At 52.1% G+C, this 25944-nt stretch carries 23 protein-coding genes; 8 read left to right on the top strand and 15 right to left on the bottom strand.

Translation table 11 applies throughout. The features are described from left to right. Nucleotide 1: 1 nt before the first annotated feature. The 3 genes from ctaD to ACMAY6_RS00105 all read right to left on the bottom strand — a co-directional run bounded on the left by ctaD (nucleotide 2) and on the right by ACMAY6_RS00105 (nucleotide 3333). Entirely contained in the window at nucleotides 2–1582 is a 1581-nt protein-coding gene (gene ctaD / locus ACMAY6_RS00115; protein ID WP_435213370.1) for a cytochrome c oxidase subunit I, read from the bottom strand. A gap of 14 nt (nucleotides 1583–1596) precedes the next feature. Beyond that, on the bottom strand, nucleotides 1597–2721 hold the full coding sequence (gene coxB, locus ACMAY6_RS00110; RefSeq protein WP_435213369.1) for a cytochrome c oxidase subunit II: 1125 nt from the start codon (nucleotides 2719–2721) through the stop codon (nucleotides 1597–1599). A 354-nt stretch (nucleotides 2722–3075) separates the two neighbouring features. After that, entirely contained in the window at nucleotides 3076–3333 is a 258-nt protein-coding gene (locus ACMAY6_RS00105) for a YheV family putative metal-binding protein (protein WP_435213367.1), read from the bottom strand. 77 nt (nucleotides 3334–3410) lie between these two features. Between ACMAY6_RS00105 and ACMAY6_RS00100 the strand changes: the two genes are divergently transcribed. Next, nucleotides 3411–3980, top strand: a complete 570-nt coding sequence (locus tag ACMAY6_RS00100; protein ID WP_435216069.1) for a gamma carbonic anhydrase family protein — start codon at nucleotides 3411–3413, stop codon at nucleotides 3978–3980. Here ACMAY6_RS00100 and aroE read toward each other — a convergent pair. From aroE to ACMAY6_RS00070, 6 genes are all read right to left on the bottom strand, one after another. Beyond that, complete coding sequence (gene aroE / locus ACMAY6_RS00095; protein ID WP_435213365.1) at nucleotides 3972–4820, bottom strand: shikimate dehydrogenase; 849 nt, start codon at nucleotides 4818–4820, stop codon at nucleotides 3972–3974. The two genes, ACMAY6_RS00100 and aroE, sit on opposite strands and share 9 nt — an antisense overlap. Further along, nucleotides 4817–5656 (bottom strand): oxygen-dependent coproporphyrinogen oxidase, encoded by an 840-nt coding sequence (gene hemF / locus ACMAY6_RS00090; RefSeq protein WP_435216067.1) that lies wholly within the window; start codon nucleotides 5654–5656, stop codon nucleotides 4817–4819. The genes aroE and hemF overlap by 4 nt, the downstream gene beginning before the upstream one ends. Beyond that, nucleotides 5595–5744: a coproporphyrinogen III oxidase gene (locus ACMAY6_RS00085; protein ID WP_435216103.1), complete on the bottom strand. Its 150-nt coding sequence runs from the start codon at nucleotides 5742–5744 to the stop codon at nucleotides 5595–5597. Before ACMAY6_RS00085 ends, hemF begins: the two co-directional genes overlap by 62 nt. A 60-nt stretch (nucleotides 5745–5804) precedes the next feature. After that, nucleotides 5805–6362: a Sua5/YciO/YrdC/YwlC family protein gene (locus ACMAY6_RS00080; protein WP_435213363.1), complete on the bottom strand. Its 558-nt coding sequence runs from the start codon at nucleotides 6360–6362 to the stop codon at nucleotides 5805–5807. Continuing rightward, a complete protein-coding gene (gene dprA / locus ACMAY6_RS00075) occupies nucleotides 6359–7501 on the bottom strand; it encodes a DNA-processing protein DprA (RefSeq protein WP_435213361.1) in 1143 nt (380 codons plus the stop codon). The genes ACMAY6_RS00080 and dprA overlap by 4 nt, the downstream gene beginning before the upstream one ends. Before the next feature lie 69 nt (nucleotides 7502–7570). After that, the gene (locus ACMAY6_RS00070; protein WP_435213359.1) at nucleotides 7571–8674 is read right to left on the bottom strand and encodes a LysM peptidoglycan-binding domain-containing protein; all 1104 of its coding nucleotides are present in this window, start codon (nucleotides 8672–8674) and stop codon (nucleotides 7571–7573) included. 230 nt (nucleotides 8675–8904) lie between these two features. On the opposite strand from ACMAY6_RS00070, the gene def reads away from it, so the two are divergent. From def to ACMAY6_RS00045, 5 genes are all read left to right on the top strand, one after another. Further along, the gene (def, locus tag ACMAY6_RS00065; RefSeq protein WP_435216065.1) at nucleotides 8905–9411 is read left to right on the top strand and encodes a peptide deformylase; all 507 of its coding nucleotides are present in this window, start codon (nucleotides 8905–8907) and stop codon (nucleotides 9409–9411) included. Nucleotides 9412–9414: 3 nt separating this feature from the next. Then, the gene (fmt, locus tag ACMAY6_RS00060; protein WP_435213357.1) at nucleotides 9415–10380 is read left to right on the top strand and encodes a methionyl-tRNA formyltransferase; all 966 of its coding nucleotides are present in this window, start codon (nucleotides 9415–9417) and stop codon (nucleotides 10378–10380) included. Further along, nucleotides 10377–11690, top strand: a complete 1314-nt coding sequence (gene rsmB, locus ACMAY6_RS00055; protein ID WP_435213355.1) for a 16S rRNA (cytosine(967)-C(5))-methyltransferase RsmB — start codon at nucleotides 10377–10379, stop codon at nucleotides 11688–11690. Before fmt ends, rsmB begins: the two co-directional genes overlap by 4 nt. An 80-nt stretch (nucleotides 11691–11770) precedes the next feature. Continuing rightward, nucleotides 11771–13147 carry a Trk system potassium transporter TrkA gene (gene trkA, locus ACMAY6_RS00050; RefSeq protein WP_435213353.1) on the top strand — a complete coding sequence of 459 codons (1377 nt, stop codon included), beginning with the start codon at nucleotides 11771–11773 and terminating at the stop codon, nucleotides 13145–13147. Continuing rightward, nucleotides 13147–14595, top strand: coding sequence for a TrkH family potassium uptake protein (locus ACMAY6_RS00045; RefSeq protein ID WP_435213351.1), 1449 nt, complete (start codon nucleotides 13147–13149; stop codon nucleotides 14593–14595). Before trkA ends, ACMAY6_RS00045 begins: the two co-directional genes overlap by 1 nt. Before the next feature lie 9 nt (nucleotides 14596–14604). Here ACMAY6_RS00045 and djlA read toward each other — a convergent pair whose 3' ends face one another. Continuing rightward, nucleotides 14605–15426 carry a co-chaperone DjlA gene (gene djlA / locus ACMAY6_RS00040; RefSeq protein ID WP_435213349.1) on the bottom strand — a complete coding sequence of 274 codons (822 nt, stop codon included), beginning with the start codon at nucleotides 15424–15426 and terminating at the stop codon, nucleotides 14605–14607. Further along, nucleotides 15423–16379, bottom strand: a complete 957-nt coding sequence (locus ACMAY6_RS00035) for a lysophospholipid acyltransferase family protein (RefSeq protein WP_435213348.1) — start codon at nucleotides 16377–16379, stop codon at nucleotides 15423–15425. The genes djlA and ACMAY6_RS00035 overlap by 4 nt, the downstream gene beginning before the upstream one ends. Nucleotides 16380–16474: 95 nt before the next feature. Between ACMAY6_RS00035 and glyQ the strand changes: the two genes are divergently transcribed. Next, entirely contained in the window at nucleotides 16475–17398 is a 924-nt protein-coding gene (gene glyQ / locus ACMAY6_RS00030; RefSeq protein ID WP_435213346.1) for a glycine--tRNA ligase subunit alpha, read from the top strand. After that, nucleotides 17395–19479 carry a glycine--tRNA ligase subunit beta gene (gene glyS / locus ACMAY6_RS00025; RefSeq protein ID WP_435213344.1) on the top strand — a complete coding sequence of 695 codons (2085 nt, stop codon included), beginning with the start codon at nucleotides 17395–17397 and terminating at the stop codon, nucleotides 19477–19479. The genes glyQ and glyS overlap by 4 nt, the downstream gene beginning before the upstream one ends. Nucleotides 19480–19663: 184 nt before the next feature. Here the strand turns inward: glyS and gyrB are convergent, their stop codons facing one another. The 4 genes from gyrB to dnaA are packed head-to-tail and all read right to left on the bottom strand — an operon-like array spanning nucleotide 19664 to nucleotide 25844. Next, nucleotides 19664–22093 carry a DNA topoisomerase (ATP-hydrolyzing) subunit B gene (gyrB, locus tag ACMAY6_RS00020; RefSeq protein ID WP_435213342.1) on the bottom strand — a complete coding sequence of 810 codons (2430 nt, stop codon included), beginning with the start codon at nucleotides 22091–22093 and terminating at the stop codon, nucleotides 19664–19666. 13 nt (nucleotides 22094–22106) lie between these two features. Next, nucleotides 22107–23252, bottom strand: a complete 1146-nt coding sequence (gene recF, locus ACMAY6_RS00015; RefSeq protein ID WP_435213340.1) for a DNA replication/repair protein RecF — start codon at nucleotides 23250–23252, stop codon at nucleotides 22107–22109. A gap of 21 nt (nucleotides 23253–23273) precedes the next feature. Further along, nucleotides 23274–24371, bottom strand: a complete 1098-nt coding sequence (dnaN, locus tag ACMAY6_RS00010) for a DNA polymerase III subunit beta (protein WP_435213339.1) — start codon at nucleotides 24369–24371, stop codon at nucleotides 23274–23276. 51 nt (nucleotides 24372–24422) lie between these two features. Further along, nucleotides 24423–25844, bottom strand: coding sequence for a chromosomal replication initiator protein DnaA (gene dnaA, locus ACMAY6_RS00005; protein ID WP_435213337.1), 1422 nt, complete (start codon nucleotides 25842–25844; stop codon nucleotides 24423–24425). Nucleotides 25845–25944 lie beyond the last annotated feature (100 nt).

The following is a 25944-nucleotide window of genomic DNA, read 5'->3' as shown; positions in this document are numbered from 1 at the left end:
ATTATCCGTGTGCCGGGGTAGCTTCAATCTTGGGGGGCACTTCGAAGGTGTGATACGGCGCGGGCGTAGGCAGTGTCCACTCAAGCCCCTCGGCACCGTCCCATACCTGCTCATCAGAAACCTTTTCCCCCGCAACAATTGTCGCGATAACGTTATAAAGGAACAAGATTTGGCTGGCTCCGTAAACAAACGCACCTATCGAGGACATCATGTTGAAGTCGGCAAACTGTAGGGCGTAGTCCGGAACTCGGCGTGGCATTCCCGCCAATCCCACAAAGTGCTGAGGGAAAAAGGTAACGTTGAAGCCCACGAAGCTGATCCAAAAGTGCACCTTACCCATGGTCTCGTTGTACATACGACCGGTCCACTTTGGTAGCCAAAAGTAGACCGCCGATGTCATTGAGAAGACCGCACCCGCAACCATCACGTAATGGAAGTGAGCTACAACAAAGTAAGTATCGTGGTATTGAAAATCAGCAGGGGCGATAGACAACATCAGCCCAGTGAACCCGCCGATAGTGAACAGTACCAGGAAGCCTATTGAAAACAGCATGGGGGTTTCAAATGACAACGCCCCTCGCCACATTGTGCTCACCCAGTTAAAGACCTTCACTCCTGTGGGCACGGCGATCAACATGGTCGCGTACATGAAGAAAAGCTCACCCGCTACGGGCATACCCACGGTGTACATGTGGTGCGCCCAGACTACGAATGACAGAATGGCGATTGCAGCCGTGGCGTAAACCATTGACGCGTAACCAAACAGCGGCTTTCGAGAGAAAGCAGGAATTACCTGAGAAACCACACCAAAGGCTGGCAGAATAATAATGTAAACCTCTGGGTGCCCGAAGAACCAGAAAATATGTTGGAACAGTACCGGATCACCACCACCAGCAGCGGAAAAGAAGCTGGTACCAAAGTGGATATCCATGAGCATCATGGTCACTGCACCCGCCAAAACTGGCATCACAGCCACTAGCAAGAACGCCGTAATAAACCACGTCCAGACAAACAATGGCATCTTCATGTAAGTCATGCCGGGAGCGCGCATGTTCATGATGGTCGCAATAATATTGATCGACCCCATGATCGATGAAATGCCTAGTACGTGAATTGCGAAAATAAAGAAGGTAACCGAAGGCGCTGCGTAAGTAGTCGACAAGGGCGCATAAAAGGTCCAGCCGAACGCCGGTGCTCCACCTTCCATGAAGAGTGTTGATGCCAACATCAAAAATCCGGGGGGAAGAATCCAAAAACTCCAGTTGTTCATGCGAGGCAGTGCCATATCTGGCGCACCGATCATCATGGGGATGAGCCAGTTAGCAAGCCCAACAAAGGACGGCATGATGGCTCCGAACACCATCACCAAGCCGTGTAGCGTGGTCATTTGGTTGAAGAATCCAGGCTCTACCAACTGCATACCCGGCTGGAATAGCTCCGCCCGGATAATCATGGCGAAGGTGCCGCCCAGAATAAACATTGCAAAGGAGAACCAAAGGTACATCGTACCGATGTCCTTGTGGTTAGTCGTAAATAGCCAGCGTGACAGACCCTTGGCCGGACCGTGATGATGATCGCCCATCGTTAAATCTCCCCTTAACCTTGCTTGTGTTGCGCGACGTCGGATGGCTGCACCACGTCACCTGTGTTGTTGCCAAATGCGTTGCGCTGGTACGTGATGACAGCAGCCATCTCAACGTCTGTCAGCTGCGCGCCGAAGGCCTGCATGGCCGTTCCAGCTACACCCTTAATACCTACATCGAGGTGCACACCGAGATCACCCATAGCTATCGAGCTTCCCGCTATGGCTTTACCGACACCGCCCTCACCCTGCGCACCGTGGCACGCTAGACATTGGGTTTTGTACACCGACTCGCCCTCTGTCATCAGGGCATCGAGACTTAGGTCAACTGACGCAGCAGCAATTTGTGCATCTTTGTCTGCGCGCTTAGCGGCCATCCAGCCATCAAACTCGTCGTGGCTCACAGCATGAACAACAATTGGCATAAATCCGTGATATGACCCGCACAGCTCGGTGCATTGGCCTCGATAAATTCCTTCTTGTTCTACCTTCGACCATGCTTCGTTGATGAAGCCCGGGATCGCATCACGCTTGACCGCAATCTCAGGTACCCACCATGAGTGAATGACATCATTGGCGGTGATCAAAAAGCGGACTTTGGTGTTAACGGGGATCACCATCGGCTCGTCGACTTCCAGTAGGTAGTGCTCGCCTTTCGCTTCAGAGTTGTAGATTTCCTCTTGCGGCGTTGCTAGGTTGGAGAAAAACGAGACGTTCTCGCCATCGGCGTTGAGGTACTCGTACCGCCACTTCCATTGATGCCCTGTGATCAAAATATCAAGCTCGGCATCATCGTTGTCATAAACCTCAAGCAATGTTGAAGTCGCCGGTACAGCCATGCCAATCAGAATCAGAAAAGGAACAACGGTCCACGCGATTTCAACTTTCGTGCTTTCGTGGAATTGCGAGGGCACGAACCCTTTGGATTTTCGGTGATAAATTATCGAGTACAGCATGACCCCAAACACACCAACCCCGATCACAATGCAAATGATCATGATCAGCATGTGAAGATCGTAAATTTCGGCGCCCACTTGGGTTACGCCAGGGGACATGTTCACCTGGTTTTGGGCCAAGGCCGCAACGGGTAGGGCTGAGAGTGCAGCCCCAGCAGTAATTAAACTTTTCTTGATCGACATCACAGCCTCTCCACGATGACGCGGGGGCGGGCGCCTAAAATGTTTTCCAGTCGCAGGCCGCGGCCACCACGCAAGGTGTGGGCTGCTTAAAACGACTAGTGTTCCCCCAAATCTATTCAGACAGCTCGCTTTGTGCTGAGGTTGCCTCGCTCTAACCGGTTGTGCTGCTCTGGCTAAAGCGGGCGGAATTATAGACTACTGACGCAATAAACACAGCGGATGCGGTGTTTTTCACGATCATTTGAATCAATACGCTTTGTTGGGCCATAGCAATCGCATATTTTGTGTAGGCCTTTAGATCATACCACTACATATTGATTGAAAGTTTTGGCGCTCCACCCACTGACTAAGAGGTCAGCTCTTGTTTTTATCGTTGGGGTCGATGAGACGCACAACATCTGAAGGGGTCTCGACACGCCTTGCTGAAGCGCGGGACACTCGAGTAGAGAGCGGCGCTGGAGGATCACCGGGTCGCTCATCAGCAAAACCACAATCGATGCAAGCCCTTGTCACACCATCGCCACTGACTACAATCCGATCCATGACGCCGCAACGCGGACAAACGGCACCCGCAATAAAACGCCTGGGCTGGGGTGAATCCTTTTCAGTCATGGCATGAGTTTCCCATATTAATGTTTAATAGCGCGCAGTTTACCGCAGCATTCTAAATGACTTACGAGGTACTCAACATGCGAACCGTTTCCTACCGAGCAGAGGACAACATCAGAGCCTGGTGTGGAACAAAGCCACAACTTGGTGCGCGCGTTATGGTGGATCCAACCGCAGTGGTTTTAGGCGATATTGCCTTGGGCGATGACGTGAGTATCTGGGGTAACTGCTCAATACGTGCCGATATGCATCGAATAAGCATCGGTGATGGTACGAATATTCAAGACAATTCGGTCCTCCATATTACCCATGCTGGAGATTTTAATCCCGACGGGTACCCTCTAATCATTGGTCGCCAAGTGACCGTAGGGCATAGAGCTGTACTTCACGGCTGTACGCTGGGTGATCGGGTTTTAGTGGGCATGGGAGCCATCGTCATGGACGGCGCCGTCGTCGCCGATGAGGTTATGATCGCCGGGGGCTCCTTGGTGACTCCCGGTAAACAGTTAAAAAGCGGTTGGCTCTATGGCGGCAGCCCGGCAAAACCTATGCGAGAAATCACCGACAAGGAGCGCAACTTCTTGAGCTACAGCGCAGAAAACTACGCTCGCCTCAAACAGAAGTATCTCGACGACATACCGTCAACTTAACGAACCTACCGTCAAAACATGACGCAGGGCACTAATGACTGGGTCAGTGGCAGGGCGCTGCCCTCGCCACAAGTAATAGCTCTCTGCGGCCTGCTCGACCAGCATGCCAAGACCGTCGGAAATAGCCCACGCTGCCTGTGACGCTGACCAACGCATAAAAGCTGTGGGCTCTGCTGCATAAACAAGATCGTAACAACAACATTTAGGCGCCAATTGAATATTAGGCAAAGCAGGCATCGCATCCTCTAAACTGGCGCTGGTTCCGTTAATCACCAAATCAAAGACCCCTGCCACCGACTCTAGCCCACCGGCGTCAACCTTTATCTGGGTGTTGGCCAACCGTTCGGCCAACTGCTGAGCCCGATCTTGCGTGCGATTAACGATGGTTAGAGAGCCAGGGCGCTCACTTAATAACGGGTGAACAATTCCACGAACGGCACCGCCGGCACCAATAATTAGAGTTCGGCGCCCCTGAAGCTGCCACCCGAGGTTAGCCACCATGTCTCTAACCATGCCAACACCATCAGTATTTGTTGCATGCAAGCCACCCCCTTGTTGGGGCACCAAACAGTTAGACGCTCCGGCGAGTTCTGCAGCGGTACTGGCCGAATCAGCTAACGCAAAAGCACGCTCCTTAAAGGGGACGGTAATATTGAGGCCACAGCCACCATGTTGAAAAAATCCACGAACCTTTTCTTCAAACTGTTCGTGTTCAACACGCACGGCTCGGTAACTCAAAGACTCTTTAAGCTGCTCAGCAAAAGCTTGGTGAATCGCTGGAGATTTAGAGTGCTTAATCGGATTACCAAAAACCGCATAGCTGGCTTGGGATTGATTCAAGAAGGCGCCCCATCTTTCTCGGCAGACAGCCAGTCGCGAGGCGCCAAAAAATAATCCGTCAACTGTGCTTCGGGAGTACCGGGCTCAGCCTTGTGCCCATACTCCCACCGAACCAGCGGTGGTAAAGACATCAAAATAGACTCTGTGCGGCCGTTAGACTGCAAGCCAAATAACGTTCCGCGGTCGTAAACCAAGTTGAATTCGACGTAACGGCCGCGTCGATACAACTGCCATTGACGTTCGCGCTCCCCATAACTGGCGCCCTTTCTGCGCTCAACAATAGGAACATAACCTTCCAGAAAGTGATCGCCCACGCTGCGCATAAAGGCAAAGGTTTTATCGAAACCCCACTCATTAAGGTCATCGAAAAATAGCCCTCCAACACCCCGCGGCTCGTTACGGTGTTTGAGATGGAAGTACTCATCGCACCACGCTTTGTATCGTGGATAAACCTCGGGACCAAAAGGCTCACACGCGGCAGCCGCCGTTTGATGCCAATGAACAGCATCATCAAAAAATCCGTAATAAGGCGTCAAATCAAAACCACCGCCCATCCACCATATCGGATCTTTTCCCGGCTGCTCGGCAACAAACAGGCGAACATTGGCATGGGCCGTCGGTGCGTAAGGGTTCTTGGGATGGATCACCAAGGACACACCCATTGCTTGAAAGCTGCGTCCGGCCAACTGCGGTCGAACCGCTGTGGCCGAACCCGGCAAGCTGTCTCCTCTTACATGAGAGAAGTTGACTCCCGCCTTTTCGAAAACGGCGCCTTCAGCGAGAACACGACTCATCCCCCCCCCCACCCTCAGGGCGCTGCCAAGACTCTTCCTCAAAAGATTTTGAACCATCAACCGCCGATAATCCGTCACAAATACTTGTCTGCAAATTTCTCAGGTACTGCTCAACCGCATTAATGTCCATAAATACCCCACTGATTATTGCGTTTACAGCCTTAACGTTGCCTACACTGTAACAACGCGTTCAAGCGCGCAGAACTTCGCCAGTACCTGCCCTTCGTATCGTTGATGGTGTTGCCCGCAGGTCTACCACTCCCGGCGCTCGCACTAGCCCCCGGCCAAAGTAACGCACCACTTGAAAACCGTGACGCGCCGGCTGTGCATCCGCTGGATTAGCGGAAGTTGAAACTAAAGGCCTGCCCAGTCGATAACTCAACGCGGCGAGTGCAGGCGCCTTGGTGACGCGAATGGCTATTTCATCGCTATCACCAGTAATCCACTCGGGGTACAAGCCCCGATTAGGCACCAGCCAGGTATTGGGCCCTGGCCAGCCGAACTCCAATTCATTGCGCTGCGCAGAATCTAAGGGCGTCAAAAGAGGTTCAAACATAGCGCTCGAAGCTGCCACAATTATCAAACCCTTTGAGGCAGGGCGGTGTTTCATTGCCAACAACTGCAATACCGCGTCCTCTGACAGCGGGTCGCAGGTTAAGCCCCACACAGCCTCTGCAGGGCATGCAACCACACCCTCCAACTCGACCTGCCTAATCACTTCATTCATGCGCTGCGCTGGTAACTTCACAAATGCCTCACCGCCCTCCAACCCGCGGAAGTCTGCGCTACATAACCCTGAAGCTCAAGGTGTGTCACCAGCGTGAGTACTTCGCGAGAAGAGCATTGCATTGCCGTGGCAAGAGACCCCAGGTCGAATTCACCATCACCGAGCAAGGTTAACAGTTGATGCTCGACCGGGTTTAGGGGGGCCGTTCGTGCATTTTTAGCAATCTCAGAGTGATCGCTAGCGTCCCCCGAAACTAATTCGGCCCACCCAGACAAATGTACGGCAAGCTGTTCAATAATTGCTGATGGCGTTGTCATGAGCTGCGCACCTTGAGATAGAAGATGTAGACACCCTGCACCGTTTTTGTGAAACAGCGACCAAGGTGCGGCAAACACCTCTCTTCCCTGCTGCACCGCCGCGTTGGCAGTAATCAGCGAACCACTAGGATGCCCCGCCTCGACAACCAACGTCGCGAGGCATAGTCCAGACAATGTCCGATTACGCCTGGGAAAATGCCCACGATGCGGTGCGACCCCCGGGCAAAATTCAGTAACCAAAGCACCTTGTGCGGCAACGTCTGCTGCGAGCCGATAATGATGCGCCGGATAGATCCGATCTATTCCTGTTGCCATCACCGCAAGTGTTTGACCGCCACTGCGTAAGGCCCCGCGATGAGCAGCGGCATCAATACCGTGAGCCAACCCACTGACCACCAGAAACCCTGCAGACGCCAACTCGTAGCCCATCTGATCAGCTAGTGCGAGCCCATCTTTGGAGGGTCTTCGAGTACCCACAATGGCAATTGCAGGGCGACTCAAACAGGTGGGGTCGCCGCTGAAAAATAAGGCGAGAGGAGCGTCGGAAAGTTCACTTAATAGTTTGGGGTAGTGCGTGCCACTTGTAGGTTGTTTGCCCCAGGGGAGTAAGTGACAGGGCGCAAAGGGTTTTACGTTGGCACGAATTAGCGCCTTCGATCCCCCCAATAAAGCTTTTGCTTCGCCTTCGCTAACAAAAGGTGCACCACCAGCCTTTAACAGCCCCGGGGGCGTAAAACCCTGTGCCAGCAGTTTTTTCTTCGAGGCACGATCGAATAACTTCGTGGTGAGAAACTCAAACCAGAGTTGATCCGCTGCCGCATCCCTTGCGAGCAAATAAGACATAGCGCTCTTCCTTGAGCCCGTGAAACGCAAGCATTTTTTTGATGAGACCTATCCGGCGAAACGCGGGAATCAGGGGTTTTTAACTTTATCGCCAACGGCAAGAGGCCGTGACGCTGTCAACACCAAACCAAAACTGGCTTTTTCATAAACAGCAAAAACCATCAAAACACCCGCCCTAACGTCGGGCAATGCCACCATTTCTTGCTGTAGGGGGTCCTGAACAACCTCGCCTGTTTGATAAATCGCTAGAACATCGCCGACCATAAGCCCTTCACGGTCACCGCGGTTAATCGTGACGATGTTCATCGGACCGATTTGAGTCACTCCGGAACTGACCGCCACCATAAAGCCGTTTTCAATTTCAGTGTCGGGTGATTTGGGCTGGAAAAAAGAGTCCAAGACGCCTTCCGATAAAGGAATCAACCGATCACCGATGCGGATTTCTTCCGTCATTCGTGTGATTTCGAACTCCTTCACGGCATCTGACGCCGCCTCCGCTCCCGCGGAGGACAGCGAGGCACTGCCGATATCCAGCGCCGAAATACCCAAAACTTCCTGCGTTAACGGATCTAAAATCGGGTTGCCCTGTCGAATGATGCCAAATACTTGATCGCCGGTAGCCACCAGCCCACGCACATAAATACGATCGCCAAGACCGCTGATAATACGTTGGGCGTCCCCAGCTATGACATACGGTAAATCGGGAAAAACTCCAGACTCGAGAATTCGATTATTCCGCAAAAAAGGGTCGATCTGATCACGAGGGACAGGGGGTATCGCGGTATCAAGAGGCTGACTACGCACACTAGGAGACAGTTTGACGCCTCCACGGCTTGCCAGTGCTAGGCGGGGGCGACCACCTTCCCACCGCAGTGACAAAACGTCCCCGGGATAAATGCGGTGAGGATTATCGACCTGAGGGTTGGTTTCCCACAGCTCGGGCCAGCGCCAAGCCTCCTGCAAATAAACTCCGCTGATACCCCAAAGCGTATCGCCCTGCTGCACAACGTAGTTCAGAGGTACGTCATTCTTCAGTGTTGGCGCATTTGATGCAGGCGGCTGGGCGAAGGACAAGGCCGAGACCAAAGCCATCGACAGCGCCCAGTAAAAACGCAGGTGGGCAAACTTCGACAAAAAGCGCTTATCGCCATTTCGTTCTGATCGATCCGCCATCTGGCTGTCCTCGTCTACTGCTGTATTGGTTGAGCTCAACGCTATTATCGGTGACCCACGGTTCATTTACACAAATGCATAACCCATACACAAATGCACAACCTATCTACTGGGACGAAAGCCCCTGACTGGCGCTATAATGCGAGTCTGATCCGACGGGTAAGCGCTGGCAAGCGCAAATGCTGCCATCTTATGCCCTTACAAACCACTTCAACGTCACGGCCCTTACCATGGCAATACTGTCAATTCTTGAATTTCCAGACCCAAGACTACGTACGGTTGCAGCACCCGTCACAACAGTTGATGCCCGAGTGCAGCAGCTAACCGACGATATGCTCGAGACCATGTACGACGCCCCGGGAATAGGTTTAGCGGCAACTCAAGTTGATGTTCACGAGCGCATCATCGTGATTGATATTTCAGAGAACAAAGACCAACCTCTAGTTTTTATAAATCCTGTCATTGAGGTTCTCGATGAAAACCTCGGTGAATATGATGAAGGGTGTCTTTCCGTCCCCGGGTTTTACGAAACTATCCGTCGGCCTGAGCGTATTCGGGTTACGGCGATAAATCGTGATGGAGTGACGTTTACCCATGATCTTGATGGCTTACTCGCTATTTGCCTGCAACATGAGATTGATCATTTGGAAGGCAAGCTTTTCGTCGACTACCTCTCCCCGTTAAAGCGGCAAAGAATTCGTGGAAAACTCGAAAAGACCCAGCGCCAGCGTGCCTAAGGTATGAGTCACGCCCGACGGGTAATTTTTGCCGGCACACCTGAATTCGCTGCGGCCCATCTTGATGCGCTTGTCGCTGCGGGCCATGATGTTTGCGCCGTACTCACACAACCCGACCGGCCTGCGGGTCGGGGCAAACGGTTGCAGCCCTCCGCCGTAAAGCGTCGAGCAGAGGCGGCGGGGATTACCGTGCTGCAGCCCGCATCACTGCGAACACCAGAGAGTCATACTTTGCTGGAGGCGCTGAGCGCCGACATTATGGTAGTCGTGGCCTACGGACTGATCCTCCCACAATCTATTCTCGACATTCCCAATTATGGCTGCCTAAACGTTCACGCCTCCCTGCTACCACGCTGGCGCGGTGCAGCACCCATACAGCGCGCCATTGAGGCAGGAGACCGTCACACGGGCATCACGATCATGCAAATGGAAGCGGGGCTAGACACCGGCCCCATGGTTGCTAAAAGCACTCTAGAAATAACCGAGTCAGAGACCAGCGGAACACTTCATGAACGACTCACCGACCTCGGGCCTGGGTTATTACTGGAAGTTCTTGACGAACTACCCCAGCGGCTGGCCCAGGCCATACCCCAAGAAAACCACGACGCCACCTACGCCGCTAAAATCAATAAACAAGAAACCCAGCTCGACTGGGAGCTCGATGCCCTCACGCTGGCTAGAAAAACACGCGCTTTCAACCCCACTTCTGTTTGCTTCAGTTATTTAGAGGGAGAACGCCTAAAAATATGGCAAGCCACGGCGATTCAAATACCACACAACAGCAGCAACGGACGTATCATCGCATCGGGTGCTGACGGCGTTGTCGTTGCCTGCGGTGACGGTGCGCTGAAGATTACCGTCGCGCAATTTCCGGGCGCTAAAGCACTACCCGTAGCTGACCTGCTCAATGGCCGAAGCACCCAGCTCGCCATCGGCCAAGAATTCACCACCCCTGGCAATGGGTCTTGAAGGCCAAGTTAACAACTCGAGCCGTCTCGGCGCGCGTTTTGGCAGCTGTATACGGCGGAGAATCGCTGGTCAGGGCTTTACCCAAGGGGCTTGAATCGCTGAGTGCCGAAGATCGACCCCTCGTTCAAGAGCTGGTCTACGGAACCCTCAGAGAGTGGCCACGACTCGAAGGCATTACCTCTCAGCTGCTGCGCAAACCGCCCCGCTCAAAAGACGCCGACATTCTCTGCCTGATATTCACAGGTATCCACCAATTGTCAGCGCTCAACGTGCCCTCGCATGCTGCGGTCGGTGAAACCGTAGAGGCCGCAAAAAGCCTGGGGAAGTCTTGGGCGACAGGCCTTATCAATGGTTGCCTGCGTAACTATCAGCGACAAAAAGATGACCTTGAAGATCATCTGGCCCCCCACCAAAAAAATGCACTGCCAAAATGGCTCTGGGAAAAAATCGGCGAGCAGTGGCCTGATCAGTCAAAGGAAATTGCCCGCGCGAGCCGGACACATCCGCCCATGACGCTTCGCGTGAATTTACAGCGGGTATCCAGAGAGGACTACATTGCGCAATTACTGAATGCCGATATCCCTGTGACGAGCCACCCGTATATTGACACCGCAATAACACTGCAAACACCAAAACCCGTCTCGAGCATTCCGGGATTCCTAGAAGGATGGAGTTCTGTCCAAGATGCGTCGGCGCAGTTAGCGGCTCAGTTTTTGCAGCCGAACAACCAAGAATCTGTTTTTGATGCCTGCGCGGCACCCGGTGGGAAGACCTGTCACTTGCTTGAGCGTGCGCCGGAAGCTCAAGTATTGGCCGCAGACATCAGCAGTCAGCGCCTTGTGGGCGTTCAGGAAAACAGTGCCCGGCTGGATTTGCCGCTAGAGGTCGCAGTGCTAGATGCGAGCCAAGCTGCTGCCACCCTGCTGCCAAAACAGTTTGACGCTATTCTTGCAGACGTGCCCTGCTCGGCAACGGGCGTGATCCGGCGCAACCCAGATATTAAGGTCACCCGTAAAGCCGCCGATATTGAAAGTTTCAGCCAACAACAACGTGAGATACTTACTGGATTGTGGCCCCTGGTGAAGCCCGGGGGAAGGCTGCTGTATGTCACCTGCTCGCTGTTAAATGCTGAAAACGATGAGATCATTGCCGCGACTCAGTCAAACCTTCCCCAGTGCGAAGTCATACCATTATCAGGCAAGCCTGGATTTAAAACCCAGTTAGGATGGCAAACGCTGCCTTCTTTAGAGGACGGCGACGGCCTGTATTTTTCGCTATTACAAAAAGTGACAACTGACCCAAACGTTTAGATTGCGGTAAAAAACACCATGAAAATACTGCGCAGGACGTTTAAGGTCATGACACCTCCCAAAGAGAGGCCAAACAGACTGTGAAGATTATTATTCTTGGTGCCGGACAAGTCGGAGGGACGCTAGCTGAACAGCTTGCCGACGAGCAGAACGAAATAACGGTCGTTGATAGTCAAGCAACCACCCTTCGAGCCCTGCAAGAGCGACTCGACATTCGCACCGTTCACGGTGACGCCGCTCACCCTTCGACCCTGTTCAACGCGGGCGCAGAAAATGCCGACCTTCTGATTGCTGTCACCAACTCAGATGAAATCAATATGTTGGCGTGCCAAGTGGCATTTACGCTTTATCGGACACCCAAAAAAATCTCACGAATACGCAGCTCTGATTACCTCAACTACTCAAAAGCGCTGTTCAAAAGTGGGGCCATACCGGTAGACGTGATTATTGGCCCAGAACAACTCGTCACCAGCAACATTCAACAGTTGATTGCGAATCCAGGCTCGTTACAGGTCCTCGATTTCGCCGAAGGTAGAATTCGTCTGGTTGCTGTTCGCGCCATCGAAGGTGGACCGATTGTTGGCCGGCAACTGCAGGAAATCCGTGACCACATGCCCAATATAGATACACGGGTAGCCGCTATTTTTCGGCATGATGCGCCACCCATCATTCCCGAGGGGCTAACGGTAGTTCAACCTAACGACGAAGTATTTTTTATCGCCGCTAGAGAGAATATTCGCGCGGTGACTTCGGAGCTTAGAACGATTGATGAACCTTATCGTCGGGTCATGATTGCAGGAGGGGGAAATATCGGCGCTACTCTTGCGAACCGTCTAGAGCGCGACTACCAAGTGAAGGTTTTGGAGTTAAGCTACGATCGCTGTCGCGTTCTTTCCGAGATGCTAGAAGAATCTATTGTGCTCCACGGCAGTGCCAACGAACCTTCCTTGTTACTGCAAGAAAATATTGAGCAGACCGATGTTTTCTGCGCATTAACCAACAACGATGAGTCCAATATCATGATGTCGATGTTGGCTAAGCGCTTGGGTGCTAAAAAGGTTATCACCTTAATCACCAATGCCGCCTACGCAGACCTTGTAGGCGAAGAGATCGACATTGCGATCTCGCCACAGCAGATCACCATAGGCAGTTTACTCACTCATATAAGACGCGGTGACATTAGTAATGTCCATTCCCTGCGACGGGGTGCAGCAGAAGCGATTGAGTTGATTGCACACGGTGATGCACGCACGTCGAAGGTGATTGGTAAACGTCTTGACGAAATAGAACTGCCACAAGGTGTAACTGTTGGTGCCATACTTCGCGGCACAGAGGTCGTCATCGCCCACAGCCACATCACAGTAGAACCCGATGACCACGTAATTCTGTTTTTGACTGACCAAAATCGAATTGCCGAGGTTGAGCGATTGTTCGCACCTGGATTTGGATTTTTCTGATGCACCTGCCCGTCTCACTGCGAATCATTGGTGTGCTGCTTATGCTGTTCAGCACAGCAATGTTGCCGCCTATGATCCTTGGCTTATTGGACAATGATGGATCCGCCCATGCCTTTGCTATCGCCTTTGGCATTAACCTGCTGGCAGGTTTAATGCTCTGGCTACCCACGCGGACCGCACGGCGGGACTTGCGGATTCGCGATGGCTTTCTGGTCACGGCGTTGTTTTGGATCGTACTCGGCACCTTTGGCTCGGTGCCTTTTCTCACCAGTGACGCTGTACCACTATCCCTTGCCGACGCATTGTTTGAATCTGTTTCGGGTCTTACAACAACCGGTGCAACGGTGATTGCAGGGCTTGACGATTTACCAAGGTCAGTACTGTTGTATCGGCAACAGCTACAGTGGCTTGGGGGAATCGGCATTATTGTTTTAGCGGTGGCGATCTTACCCATGCTTGGCATTGGCGGTATGCAGTTATACCGGGCTGAAAGCACAGGCCCAGCAAAAGACCGCAAACTCACACCCAGAATCACCGGCACCGCCAAAGCCCTGTTTGGCATTTATATGGGGCTCACAACTTTTTGCGCTGCTGCTTACTGGCTCGCAGGCATGTCTCTGTTCGATGCCATTTGCCACGCATTTTCTACCGTTGCCATTGGTGGGTTTTCAACTCACGACGCCAGCATGGGGTTTTTTCAAAGCGAACTCATTCTTTTGATATGTACCTTTTTTATGGCAGCCTCTGCCATAAATTTTGGCCTGCACTTTATTGCCCTGCAACGGCGCAGCCTAGAAATCTACCAGCGCGATTCAGAAACGAAATTCTTCAGCAGTGTCATTGGCATAGCCATTGTGATTACCTGTTTAACTTTGCTGGTCACACAAACGTTATCACCGAGTGAAAGCCTGATTCATGGCATGTTTCAAACGGTATCCATCGCCACCACAACGGGATTCACAACGCAGGACTTTTCTTTGTGGCCACACTTCTTACCGGTGTTGCTGCTTATATTGTCATTTATGGGGGGATGCGCCGGTTCTACCGGTGGTGGCCTAAAGGCCATGCGCCTACTCCTGATTTTCCGCCAGGGCATGCGTGAGCTGAAGCAGCTCGTCCACCCCAATGCCATCATCCCGTTAAAACTGGATGCGCGCAGGGTACAACCCTCAGTAGTCAGTGCAGTCTGGAGTTTTTATGCCGTTTATATGGTGTGCCTAGTCACCATCATGCTGTTGATGCTGGCCACAGGGCTAGATTTCACCTCTGCGTTTTCAGCCACAACCGCAGCGATGAATAATCTGGGACCCGGGTTAGGGAGTGTGGCTGCTAACTACGCCATGGTCAGCGAAGTCGGTAAAGTCATTCTGTGTGTTGCGATGCTGCTAGGAAGACTTGAAGTCTTCACCTTGCTGGTTTTATTCACGCCCGCTTTTTGGCGTCCCTAGATCGCCAGATTATTTCATCCCCCGAGCTGACTTAATGACCTCGTAGGCTGTCGATATTTCCTGAGATCGCTCAGTCCCCAATTTCACCATTTCGTCTGGAACGCCTTTGGCAATCAATTTGTCAGGGTGGTTTTCACTCATCAATCGGCGATAACTCTTTTTAATGACCTCGTTTGAGTCTGACGCACTCACGCCCAAGGCTTGATAAGCATCGTTTAACCGATCACGAGGAGCGGGCGTGCCCATGCGTTGTCCGCCGCCACCGCCACCGCCACCCGTGTGAAAACGCGATTGCGCCACCAACATTGCCACTAACCGATCGACCGCTTGTGTCGGCATGCCGAGTAAGCTCGCGATGTGATGCAATGCTGCTCGCTCGGGCTGTGCTAACTCGCCATCGGCAAGCGCCATGCTAGCGAGGAACGCAAATAAGGTTTGTTGAACTTGCCGGCGTTGTCCCACTCTTTCGGCAAAGGCGGTGACGGTAGCCGCGGGGTCAAAGCCGGGTTCGGCGCCCTCACGAAAGTGTTGTATTGCGGAATTTCTTTGAGTGGGATTGAGGCGAAATTGGCGAAACAACACTTCGGCCTGCGCTATCTCAGCTTCACTAACACGGCCATCAGACTTAGCGACGTAGCCCAGCAGCGTAAACGTCGCGTCAAAAAACTGCTTCTGGCTGCGAGCAAGATTTTCAGGGCTAGCCGCCTGAAGCGCCTGCCAAAGACCGCGGTCGAAAGCATGACCAATCGCGAGTCCAAAAAGTAAGCCCACAATCCCAAGGGTAAAAAACCCAATCAGACCTGCGACAAGCTTTCCCATTATCTTGTTCAAGAATACTGCTCCAGTTTTTTCTCAAATCGCGCTCTTGGAACTTTTAAATTTTTATAGTGATCAATGCCGTTATCAGGGCGGCAACGAAACCGCTTATACGACCACTGATATTGCTGGTCGTAGCCCTGCATAAGGTCAGCAACGGCTTCATTCATGGCGGTTAGTGCCACGCGCTCGTCATCATCATAAACCGCAGCCGGCGCGGCCTTGTAGATGACTTTAAAGCCACCCGCCGTTCTTAAAGCCACGCCCATGAAGGCTTTGGCTTTGGAGCGCTTAATAAGATTACAGCCCAAACTGGCCGTGCCGCAGTCTATTCCTTTAAAAGGTACGTTGAGCCCCCCCGAGGCGACTGTGGGAACTTGATCGGGAAGAATGCCCGAAATACCGCCCTGCCGCACGCAGCGCACCAAGGTCGCTAGCCCTCGAGGATCGGTGGGTACAAGTTGCCCTCCACTGCGTTCCCTAGCGCGTTTAATAAGCTCGCCGGTTGTAGCAATTTTAGGCGGCTCAAACAAAGCAACCATCTGGCCTAAAGTAGCAAGATGCAGGCCAAGGACTTCCCAGTTGCCCAAATGGGGACCTAAAACGATAACGCCGCTTCCCGATGCCAAAGCTGCTTGGACAGATTCTGCCCCTTCACTGCTTTCAATCAGCGAAGAGGTGTGCGCCCAAGGGGCCTGCCAAACGTGGCCCATTTCCCCAGCCAGGGCGCCAGTTTCTCGCAAGACGTTGCGCACTAACCGATCTTGAGATTTTGAGCTCAACTCAGGATAAGCCAGAGCGACGTTTCTCTCCGTCACCCGACGGCTGCGGCCATCACTGTGGTAAATAATCCAACCTAGCCCGCGCCCTACAGCCCTTACCCAACGGATGGGCAGCCAATAGCTCAGCCACAGCAGTCCGCTTAAGAAAAGCGTTATACCCTGATTCCGCAAAGATTGTGCACTCAATGACAACAAAAGCCGTGACTCGAAAATATCAGTGCTTATTATGCCCTTCCTATCACGGGTATAATCAAGGCCTGACTCATTTATCGGACTTCACAGTGATCCCCGAGACCTTTCAAGAACTCATTTTACGATTACAGACCTTTTGGGGCAGCCATGGCTGCGTGGTACTGCAGCCTTTGGATATGGAGGTTGGCGCGGGAACGTTCCACCCCGCCACTTTTCTGCGAGCCATTGGGCCTGAAAACTGGAATGCAGCCTATGTACAGCCCAGTCGCAGGCCCGCTGACGGTCGCTACGGCGAAAACCCCAACAGATTGCAGCACTATTACCAGTTTCAAGTGGTGATGAAGCCTAGTCCCAGTAATTTTCAAGATTTGTACTTGGCCAGCCTCCGAGACTTAGGACTCGATACGCTGCAACATGACGTGCGTTTTGTCGAGGACAATTGGGAGTCACCCACTTTAGGGGCTTGGGGTCTGGGGTGGGAGGTCTGGCTAAATGGTATGGAAGTTTCTCAATTTACCTACTTTCAGCAGGCTGGCGGCCTCGAATGCTTCCCCGTAACCGGTGAAATTACCTACGGGCTTGAGCGCATTGCGATGTATCTACAAAATGTCGATTCGGTCTACGATCTGATCTGGGCGAAAACCCCCGCAGGTCCCGTGACTTATGGCGATGTTTTTCATCAAAATGAAGTCGAAATGTCGACCTATAACTTTCAAGAGGCCGACACAGAAGCATTATTTAAGACCTTCGACTTCTGCGAGCACGAAGCCGTCCGCTTAGTCGAATGTAAGTTGCCACTGCCAGCTTACGAGCAGGTCATGAAAGCGTCTCACGCCTTCAATTTGCTTGATGCACGACATGCCATCGGCGTGACAGAGCGCCAGCGGTATATCCTCAGGGTAAGAACCTTGGCGAAGGCAGCGGCTCAAGGTTACTTTGAATCCCGCGCTGCACTGGGCTTTCCTCAGGCCGATCCCGACCTTCGCGAACGGGCGCTGGGAGATCTTTCATGAGTCAGACAACAGCAGATTTATTGTTTGAATTAGGCACAGAGGAACTCCCTGCAGGACCCCTACTATCGATGGGAGAGGCACTGAGAGCGAGCATTCTAGAAGGTCTCGCCAATCACGGGCTCCCCTGTGGCGGCAGTCAAATGTTTGTAACACCGCGCCGGCTGGCGGTGTTGGTTAAGGCTGTCGGTCTAGTAGCACCCGACAAAACTGTTGAAGCACTGGGACCGCCAGTAGCTGCGGCCCGGGACAAACAGGGCGATTGGACGCCTGCGGCGCTAGGCTTTGCTAAGAAGCAAGGCGTGGAGGTAACACAACTTGAAGTCGTCAGTACCAACAAGGGTGATCGACTGGGGTTACGTCGAATCGAAACCGGTGCCCAAGCTGACGCCGTGCTACCTCAAATTCTGGCCAATGCTGTTACCGCCATCCCTGTATCAAAACGTATGCGCTGGGGGCGAGAGCGGCACGAATTTCTTCGGCCTGTACAGTGGATTGTCGCGTTGTTGGGTACCCAGGTTATTGATGTCGTTATTATGGGTATCGGTTCTGACCGCGTCACTCAGGGGCACAGATTCCACCACCCGGAATCCATCGCCCTAGAATCTCCTGAGCAATACGAAGACGCGTTGTTAGGAGCACACGTGCTTGCCGATTTCGACCAGCGCCGTGAACGTATACGAACTCAAGTCCTGGCGATTGCCAAAGACCTTAATGCTAACGCCGTCATAGACGAAGCATTGTTAGATGAGGTCACCGGGCTTGTTGAGTGGCCCGTTGCACTGCAGGGAAGTTTTGATCCTGCATTTTTGGAAGTGCCTGCCGGAGCAGTGATCTCTTCGATGAAAGAACACCAGAAATATTTTCACCTTGTATCAGATCAAAATCAGCTGTTACCGCTATTCATCACAGTATCTAACATTGAAAGCAACAACCCCGCGTCTGTTATAGCGGGCAATGAACGAGTGATTCGGCCGAGGCTGAGCGACGCCGCATTTTTCTTTGAAACCGATAAAGCGACACCGTTGGCTGATCGAGGCTTACGACTTGAGGGGATTGTGTTCCAGCAAAAGCTGGGCAGCGTAGCGGACAAAACTCGTCGAATTACCGCGTTAAGCGGTTGGATCGCCGAAGCGCTAAGTGCCGATGTTAGCATCGCCCAACGTGCTGCCACTCTGGCCAAGTGTGATCTAGTTTCTGATCTGGTGTTAGAGTTTCCGGAACTTCAGGGAATAGCGGGCGCTTACTATTGTCGCCATGATGGCGAGTTGGATGCCGTTTCAACCGCCGTTGAAGAACACTATTGGCCTCGCTTTTCGGGAGACCAACTGCCAAACAGCCCAGAGGCCTCAGCCGTGGCCCTTGCGGATCGATTGGACACCCTGGTGGGCATTTTTGGCATCGGCCAGGCACCCACTGGATCCAAAGACCCCTTCGCATTGCGACGTGGCGCCCTCGCCGTTATACGGTTGCTCGTTAACTTAGATTCGCAACTAGACCTCTTAGATTTAGCGAAACGTGCCGCTAAGGAATACCCAGAAAATACATTGGATCAAAACACGGCCTTGGCAGTGACCGAATACACGCTAGAGCGGTTCAGGTCCTGGTACGAGGATCAAGACATTGCAGTTGAAGTTTTGCGTGCTGTCCTTGCTACCGGTATTACGGCGCCTGCGGAAGTAGACCGCAGAGTCACGGCACTGAACGCCTTCGCTGGCACTGACGCCGCGGTTGCGCTAGCGGCAGCCAACAAACGGGTCGCCAACATTTTACACAAGTCAGATCAAACGCAATCTGGGAGCCCTGATCCCGAGCTGTTTAACCAGCCCGAAGAGGCACAGCTTTATGAAAGCCTGCAGGTGTTAAAGCCCATCGTCGCTGACAACCTTCAAAACGGCGACTATGCCACTGCACTGTCAAATCTAGCCTCTCTGCAGGCCCCCGTTGATGCTTTTTTCGAGGGCGTCATGGTCAATGCTGACGAGCCCGCTATTCGAACCAATCGACATGAGTTACTAGCATCACTTCGCAACGCTTTTACCGGGATCGCTGATTTCGCCCTTTTAGGTGGAGCTAGCAAGTAAGCGGGTAAATATAGCGCTAAGAAATGCAGGGGTAGCATTTAATGGGCACTCAAGCGCTCCCAGCAATGAAGGCCCGAAACAGACTCCAATCGACGTCGAGGTTTAGGGCCGTCCCCGACATTGAACGATCGTAATAGGGACTGCCCACCACTGCAATACAGCAGTAGTATTCGTGTCCAAAGCGTTAAAAATCGAGGTTTTCTACCGCAAGTGCGTTTTCTTCAATAAATTCACGCCTGGGCTCCACATCATCTCCCATTAGGGTAGTAAACATTTGGTCAGCCAAAATGGCGTCCTCAATGGTCACTTTCAACATTCGACGAACGTCTGGGTCCATCGTAGTTTCCCATAACTGCCCAGGGTTCATTTCTCCTAGTCCTTTATACCGCTGCACCGAAGTCCCTTTGCGGGCCTCTTGGAGCAGCCAATCCAGGCCGGCTGCAAACTCCTGCGTTTGGAGCTGCTTCTCACCGCGCTTGAAGTAACCACTCACTTCGATTAAGCCTCTTATGTTGTTGCCACATTCAACCAAAGTTGCATAATCTTTACTCGCAAAAAATGAGCGTCCCAAAATAATCTCTGTCGCAATGCTGTGGGATATCTGCGTCACAACAGGGTACCAATGGCCACGCTCTGGGTCTTGACGGAGCTCCGCCGAGAAAGTTTGAGCCTTGTCGCTCACTGTTAGTAAGCGCTCACTTAGCGCATCACAATGGGATTGCATTGTGGCTTGATCGTTCATTGCCTCAACGTTCAGGGGTGCAATAAAAGGTAATTGCCATAACACGGTGGGTGAATAAACCCTGCACAACCTGTTGATGACTCCCTCCGCAGCTCGATAGGTCGTCACTAACGACTCTAGGCCCTCTCCAGTAATAGGGGGTGCGTCTTGATTCACGTACAACGCAGCACCCTCTAAGGCGTTCTGCGTTAAGTAATCGTCAAAAGCCGCCTCATCTTTTAGGTACTGGCTTTGCTTTCCTCGAGTAAGTTTATAGAGGGGGGGCTGAGCGATATAAACGTGGCCACGATCAATTAATTCACGCATTTGGCGGAAAAAGAACGTTAACAACAGCGTTCTAATGTGAGACCCATCAACATCGGCATCGGTCATAATAATAATGTTGTGATAACGAAGCTTATCTGGATCAAATTCTGTCTTGCCGATACCACAACCCAAAGCCGTGACGATATTTCCGACCTCTGCTGAGCCCAGCATTTTGTCAAACCGAGCGCGCTCCACATTGAGAATTTTGCCTTTCAAAGGAAGAATAGCCTGAAACTTGCGGTTTCTTCCCTGCTTGGCCGATCCTCCAGCAGAATCCCCCTCCACGAGATACAACTCGCACAACGCGGGATCGCGTTCCTGGCAATCGGCAAGCTTTCCAGGTAATCCGGCAATATCGAGGGCTCCCTTACGGCGAGTCATGTCACGAGCCTTGCGAGCAGCTTCCCGAGCTCGGGCAGCATCAATCATTTTACCCACCACCAACTTGGCATCTTGAGGGTTTTCCAGCAGGTACTCGCCGAATATCTTACCCATAGACTGCTCAACTGCTGGCTTCACCTCACTTGACACCAATTTATCTTTGGTTTGTGAAGAAAACTTGGGGTCGGGCACCTTCACGGAGACAATGGCCGTCAGGCCTTCTCGGGCGTCATCGCCCGTAGTATTCACTTTCGCCTTTTTCGCCAGCGCTTCTTTTTCAATATAATTATTCAGAGTTCGTGTCAGCGCCGCCCTAAAACCTGCGAGGTGCGTACCACCGTCGCGTTGAGGGATATTGTTCGTGTAGCAAAGAATATTTTCCTGAAAACTGTCATTCCACTGCAACGCGACCTCAACACCCACATCGCCATCAGCGATAGTTTCACAGTGAAACACTTTGTTGATCGTAGTCTTACCTTTATTTAGAAACTCGACAAAGGCGTTTAAACCACCATCATAGGCATAAGTCTCAGTCCTTGCGCTGCGCTCGTCGGTTAGCTCAATACAAACACCACTATTTAAAAAGGCGAGCTCCCGGAGGCGCTTACCCAAAATATCGAAGTGAAACTCAATATTTGTGAAAGTCTCTGGTGATGGCTTGAAACGTACCGAGGTTCCGGTGCTCTCGGTTTCACCCACAACAGCGAGGGGCGCAACAGGTACCCCGTGCTTATATACCTGCTCGTGTAGCTCCCCTTGACGACGGATAGTAAGCTGCAAGTGTTCTGAAAGTGCATTGACCACAGAAACACCAACCCCGTGTAATCCCCCCGACACCTTGTAGGTGTTGTCGTCAAACTTCCCACCCGCATGGAGCACCGTCATAATAACTTCGGCAGCAGAGACACCCTCTTCGTGCATTTCAGTAGGAATGCCACGACCATCATCCCCAACACTGACAGATTCATCCGGGTGAATAGTCACGCTGATCTTACTGCAATGACCCGCAAGCGCCTCGTCGATGGAGTTATCCACCAACTCAAATACCATATGGTGTAATCCGGTTCCGTCATCAGTGTCACCGATATACATTCCTGGACGCTTGCGAACAGCATCTAACCCTTTAAGCACCTTAATACTGTCAGAGTCGTAATTTCCGCTGTTCTGTGTCGAGTTTTCTGTCATTTTGTAATCCGTTTTACGTTTTTATAACACTGGTGTCGTCGGCCACCGCAGACACACACCCCTGTTCCACGTGGAACACTGCCGCCACGTCATGCATCCACGAAGGCTCCGCGGCCAGCTCACTCACCGTAGTCAACACTACCTGCGAGTGCGTTTGCTCTAACATACGGCATACTTGCAGCGCATGGGGACCGTCCAGCTCAGCTGTAAGATCATCAACCAAATACAGCGGCGCTCCTTTCTCACTTGCAGCAAGCACTCGGCCCTGAGCCAATCGAAGCGCTATTACTGCCAACTTGAGTTGACCTCTCGAAAACACCTCTGCCATAGCGCGCCCCTGCCACTGCAAGCGCAAATCCGCCCGGTGAGGACCGACGTGGGTAAAGCCCTGAGCTGCATCTGACTCCGCACTTCGCGCCATCCCCGCCTCTAACGAGAGACTCGAGTCCCACCCAGACCTAAAAACCAACTCAGCATCAGCTAACGTCGGGTTCAGCTCCGCCAGTATAGTTTGAAAAATCGGCTCCAGCCGTGACACCAAGTTGACGCGATATTCCGTCAAAATGCTTCCGACTCGAGACAACTCACCCAACCAAGGATCCTGCCCTCGCATCATACCACGACGAAGCATTGCATTTCGCTGCTTGAGGAGCCGTTGATATCGACGCCAAACATCGAAAAAACCAAGTTCCACGTGGAACAATGTGCCATCAATTAGCCGACGACGAGGCTCGGGAGGACCCGTTATTGTGTCTGTCGATGAGGGGTCAAGAATTATTGTCGGCACCTGCGCCACGAACTCTGCCAAAGAACTCACTGGCTCACCATCACATCGCAAGGTTAAGTCGCCTGTTTTGGACCGCTTTATGCCCAACGAGCGTACAGCACTACCATTCTCAACCCTAGCCTGGACAACACAATCCTCACGCCCATGCTGTATGAGGGATCGCACCGAAGAAGAACGAAAAGAACGGCCCGTTGACAGCAAAGAAAGCGCTTCAATAATGCTCGATTTGCCACTACCGTTAGCACCGAACACCAGATTGATTCCCGGACTCATCAGCAACCGCTGAGCCGAGAGGTTACGAACACCATCGATGTAAACGGACTCGAGCCGAATATTGTTAACCGATTTGCTCACGCCGCTGGTAACACTCAAACCCTGGCTAACACCAGAGATTTAGAGCCGCATGGGCATAACCACGTAAAGTGAGTCACCCTCCTCAGCCTCCTCGAGCAACGCGCTGCTCGCCGAATCAGATAAGGACAGCCGGATTTGATCGCCGTCTAGCACAGACAACACGTCAAGCAAGTAGCTCACGTTGAACCCTACCTCAAGCTCTTCGCCTTGATACTCAACGGCAACCAATTCCTCCGCCTGTTCTTGCTCCGGGTTATTAGCCGTAATATCGAGTGTATCGGCACTAAGCTTCAGACGAACACCACGATATTTTTCATTGGATAAAATCGCCGTTCGGGTAAACGCCTGCCGCAGCTCAAGGCGCTGCCCAATAACGGTTTTATCTGCTGATTTGGGTAAAACACGCTCGTACTCAGGAAACTTGCCATCAACTAATTTAGAGGTAAACGTAAACTGCTGATTAGCGGCACGGATATGGTTGCTGCCAATAACCAGACGTATCGATTCATCCGTATCCAAAAGCCGTGACAACTCTAAAACACCTTTTCGCGGAATAATAATCGCCGCATCGCCAGTACTAACGGCCTCTTTTGCCGTACATAAAGCCAGACGATGCCCATCGGTCGCGACCATGCGCAACCGACCCGCCTTCAGTTCTAACAACATACCGTTTAGATAATAGCGCACATCTTGCTGTGCCATGGCAAACGCCGTTCGATCGATCAACCGCTTAACAACCGACTGAGGCACTTCGAGTGTTTGATCGCCAGCGCTCTCATCAACGGATGGAAACTCTGCAGCAGGCAACGTAGATAACGTAAAGCGGCCCCGTCCCGCCTTCACCATAGCCTTGCCAGAATCAACACTAAATTCTATTTGGGAACTATCTGGAAGAGATTTACAAATATCAACCAGCTTGCGGGCAGGCACAGTAATGTCACCGTCGACGCCTCCAGCCTCCACCTCAACACGACCCACCAACTCAACTTCTAAATCTGTACCCGTCAAAGACAGCTGCGTGCCTTCGAGGTTCAACAAAATATTACTCAGAATAGGAAGTGTCTGTCGCCTTTCCACCACCCCCGCGACTAGATTGAGGGGTTTAATTAAAGCTTCACGGGATATGCTGAACTTCATGGTCAAACTGCTCCAAGATAAAAGCGACTAAAACACCGCACATCAATGCTATCAGGTGGTCAATAAGCGCAATAAATTTTTATAATCTTCGCGAATGTCCGATGTTGTTTCGCGAAGCTCCTTTATCTTACGACAAGCGTGAAGAACTGTCGTGTGGTCTCTACCCCCAAAAGAATCACCGATCTCAGGGAGGCTGTGATTTGTTAACTCTTTTGAAAGCGCCATAGCCACCTGCCGAGGCCTTGCAATCGAGCGACTACGCCGCTTTGACATTAACTCCGCCAACTTAATTTTGTAATATTCAGCGACGATACGTTTAATATTATCGAGACTCACCTGCTTGTCTTGCAGCGCCAAAAGGTCCTTCAGACTCTCTTTGATAAGGTCTATATCAAAAGGCCGGCCGGTAAAATTAGCACTAGCAATGACCCGTTTAAGCGCGCCCTCGAGCTCGCGGACATTTGATCGAATGCGTTGGGCAATAAAAAACGCGGCATCATGTGGCAGAGTAATCCCTGATTGCTCTGCTTTTTTCATTAAAATTGCGACGCGCGTTTCTAACTCTGGGGGCTCTACTGCGACCGTCAAACCCCAACCGAACCGGGATTTTAAACGCTCCTCGAGCCCGCTAATTTCTTTGGGATAGCGGTCACAGGTCAGAATCATCTGCTGCCCCCCTTCCAACAGCGCGTTAAATGTATGAAAAAACTCTTCTTGAGACCGGTCCTTGTTAGCAAAAAACTGGATATCATCGATCAGCAGTGCGTCGACCGAACGGTAGTAACGTTTAAAATCATTAATTGCGTTCAGCTGCAGAGCTTTAACCATATCAGCCACAAAACGCTCGGAGTGAAGGTACACGATCCGCGCGCCTGGCTTTTTACGCCGCAGTAAATTGCCAACAGCGTGCATAAGGTGTGTTTTACCCAACCCCACACCGCCATACAGAAACAGGGGGTTGTAAGAGTCTCCGGGGTTATCCGCAACCTGTTGTGCTGCTGCCAAAGCCAATTGATTGCTCTTCCCCTCAACAAACGACCTAAAGGTATACCCCTCGACCAAGTTGTGCTGGTGACTGGGTACGGTTTGCGCCACCGGTGCCTGCCGCTGAACAACGAAACTCTCTCTTGAACGAGTTGGCGTTGAGGGCAATTGCAACGGCCTAGAACCGACAGAGCTTGGCTCTGAAGCAACTGGGTTACTCGACCCTGCCGCCGGAGCACCACCAACAACAATTGTCACGTCGGTGCTTTGCGCCCCGGATTCCGCCAGCACCTCGCCAATCAAGACCGAGTAACGCTCCTCAACAAAATCGCGGATAAAACGATTGGGGGCAGCCAACGTCACCCCCCCCTCACTCGCGTCGGCCTGAAGTGGCTTTATCCATGTATTAAATTGTTGTGGTGGCAATTCGTCTTCAAGACGGCCAAGACACCACTGCCAAGAATCTGTGCTAATTGCTCTTAACGACACACGCTGCTCCGAAAATGTACCCTCTACCACACCAGGCAAAAAGCGATCGAGTGACTTTCCAGGCCAGAAAAGTCTGTTTTATTATAGAGTTATACACAGT

It is taken from the genome of Luminiphilus sp. nBUS_16, assembly GCF_051201645.1.
Taxonomy (GTDB): Bacteria; Pseudomonadota; Gammaproteobacteria; order Pseudomonadales; family Halieaceae; genus Luminiphilus.
Note: the sequence above shows the minus strand (reverse complement) of the source record. Positions and strands in the feature narration are given on the sequence as shown.

Excerpts from the sequence above, each read along its gene's own strand:
- ctaD (WP_435213370.1), bottom strand. The coding sequence starts at position 1,582 with ATGGGCGATCATCATCACGGTCCGGCCAAGGGTCTGTCACGCTGGCTA.
- coxB (WP_435213369.1), bottom strand. The coding sequence starts at position 2,721 with ATGTCGATCAAGAAAAGTTTAATTACTGCTGGGGCTGCACTCTCAGCC.
- ACMAY6_RS00105 (WP_435213367.1), bottom strand. The coding sequence starts at position 3,333 with ATGACTGAAAAGGATTCACCCCAGCCCAGGCGTTTTATTGCGGGTGCC.
- ACMAY6_RS00100 (WP_435216069.1), top strand. The coding sequence starts at position 3,411 with ATGCGAACCGTTTCCTACCGAGCAGAGGACAACATCAGAGCCTGGTGT.
- ACMAY6_RS00085 (WP_435216103.1), bottom strand. The coding sequence starts at position 5,744 with ATGGACATTAATGCGGTTGAGCAGTACCTGAGAAATTTGCAGACAAGT.
- dprA (WP_435213361.1), bottom strand. The coding sequence starts at position 7,501 with ATGTCTTATTTGCTCGCAAGGGATGCGGCAGCGGATCAACTCTGGTTT.
- ACMAY6_RS00070 (WP_435213359.1), bottom strand. The coding sequence starts at position 8,674 with ATGGCGGATCGATCAGAACGAAATGGCGATAAGCGCTTTTTGTCGAAG.
- def (WP_435216065.1), top strand. The coding sequence starts at position 8,905 with ATGGCAATACTGTCAATTCTTGAATTTCCAGACCCAAGACTACGTACG.
- fmt (WP_435213357.1), top strand. The coding sequence starts at position 9,415 with ATGAGTCACGCCCGACGGGTAATTTTTGCCGGCACACCTGAATTCGCT.
- ACMAY6_RS00045 (WP_435213351.1), top strand. The coding sequence starts at position 13,147 with ATGCACCTGCCCGTCTCACTGCGAATCATTGGTGTGCTGCTTATGCTG.
- glyS (WP_435213344.1), top strand. The coding sequence starts at position 17,395 with ATGAGTCAGACAACAGCAGATTTATTGTTTGAATTAGGCACAGAGGAA.
- gyrB (WP_435213342.1), bottom strand. The coding sequence starts at position 22,093 with ATGACAGAAAACTCGACACAGAACAGCGGAAATTACGACTCTGACAGT.
- dnaN (WP_435213339.1), bottom strand. The coding sequence starts at position 24,371 with ATGAAGTTCAGCATATCCCGTGAAGCTTTAATTAAACCCCTCAATCTA.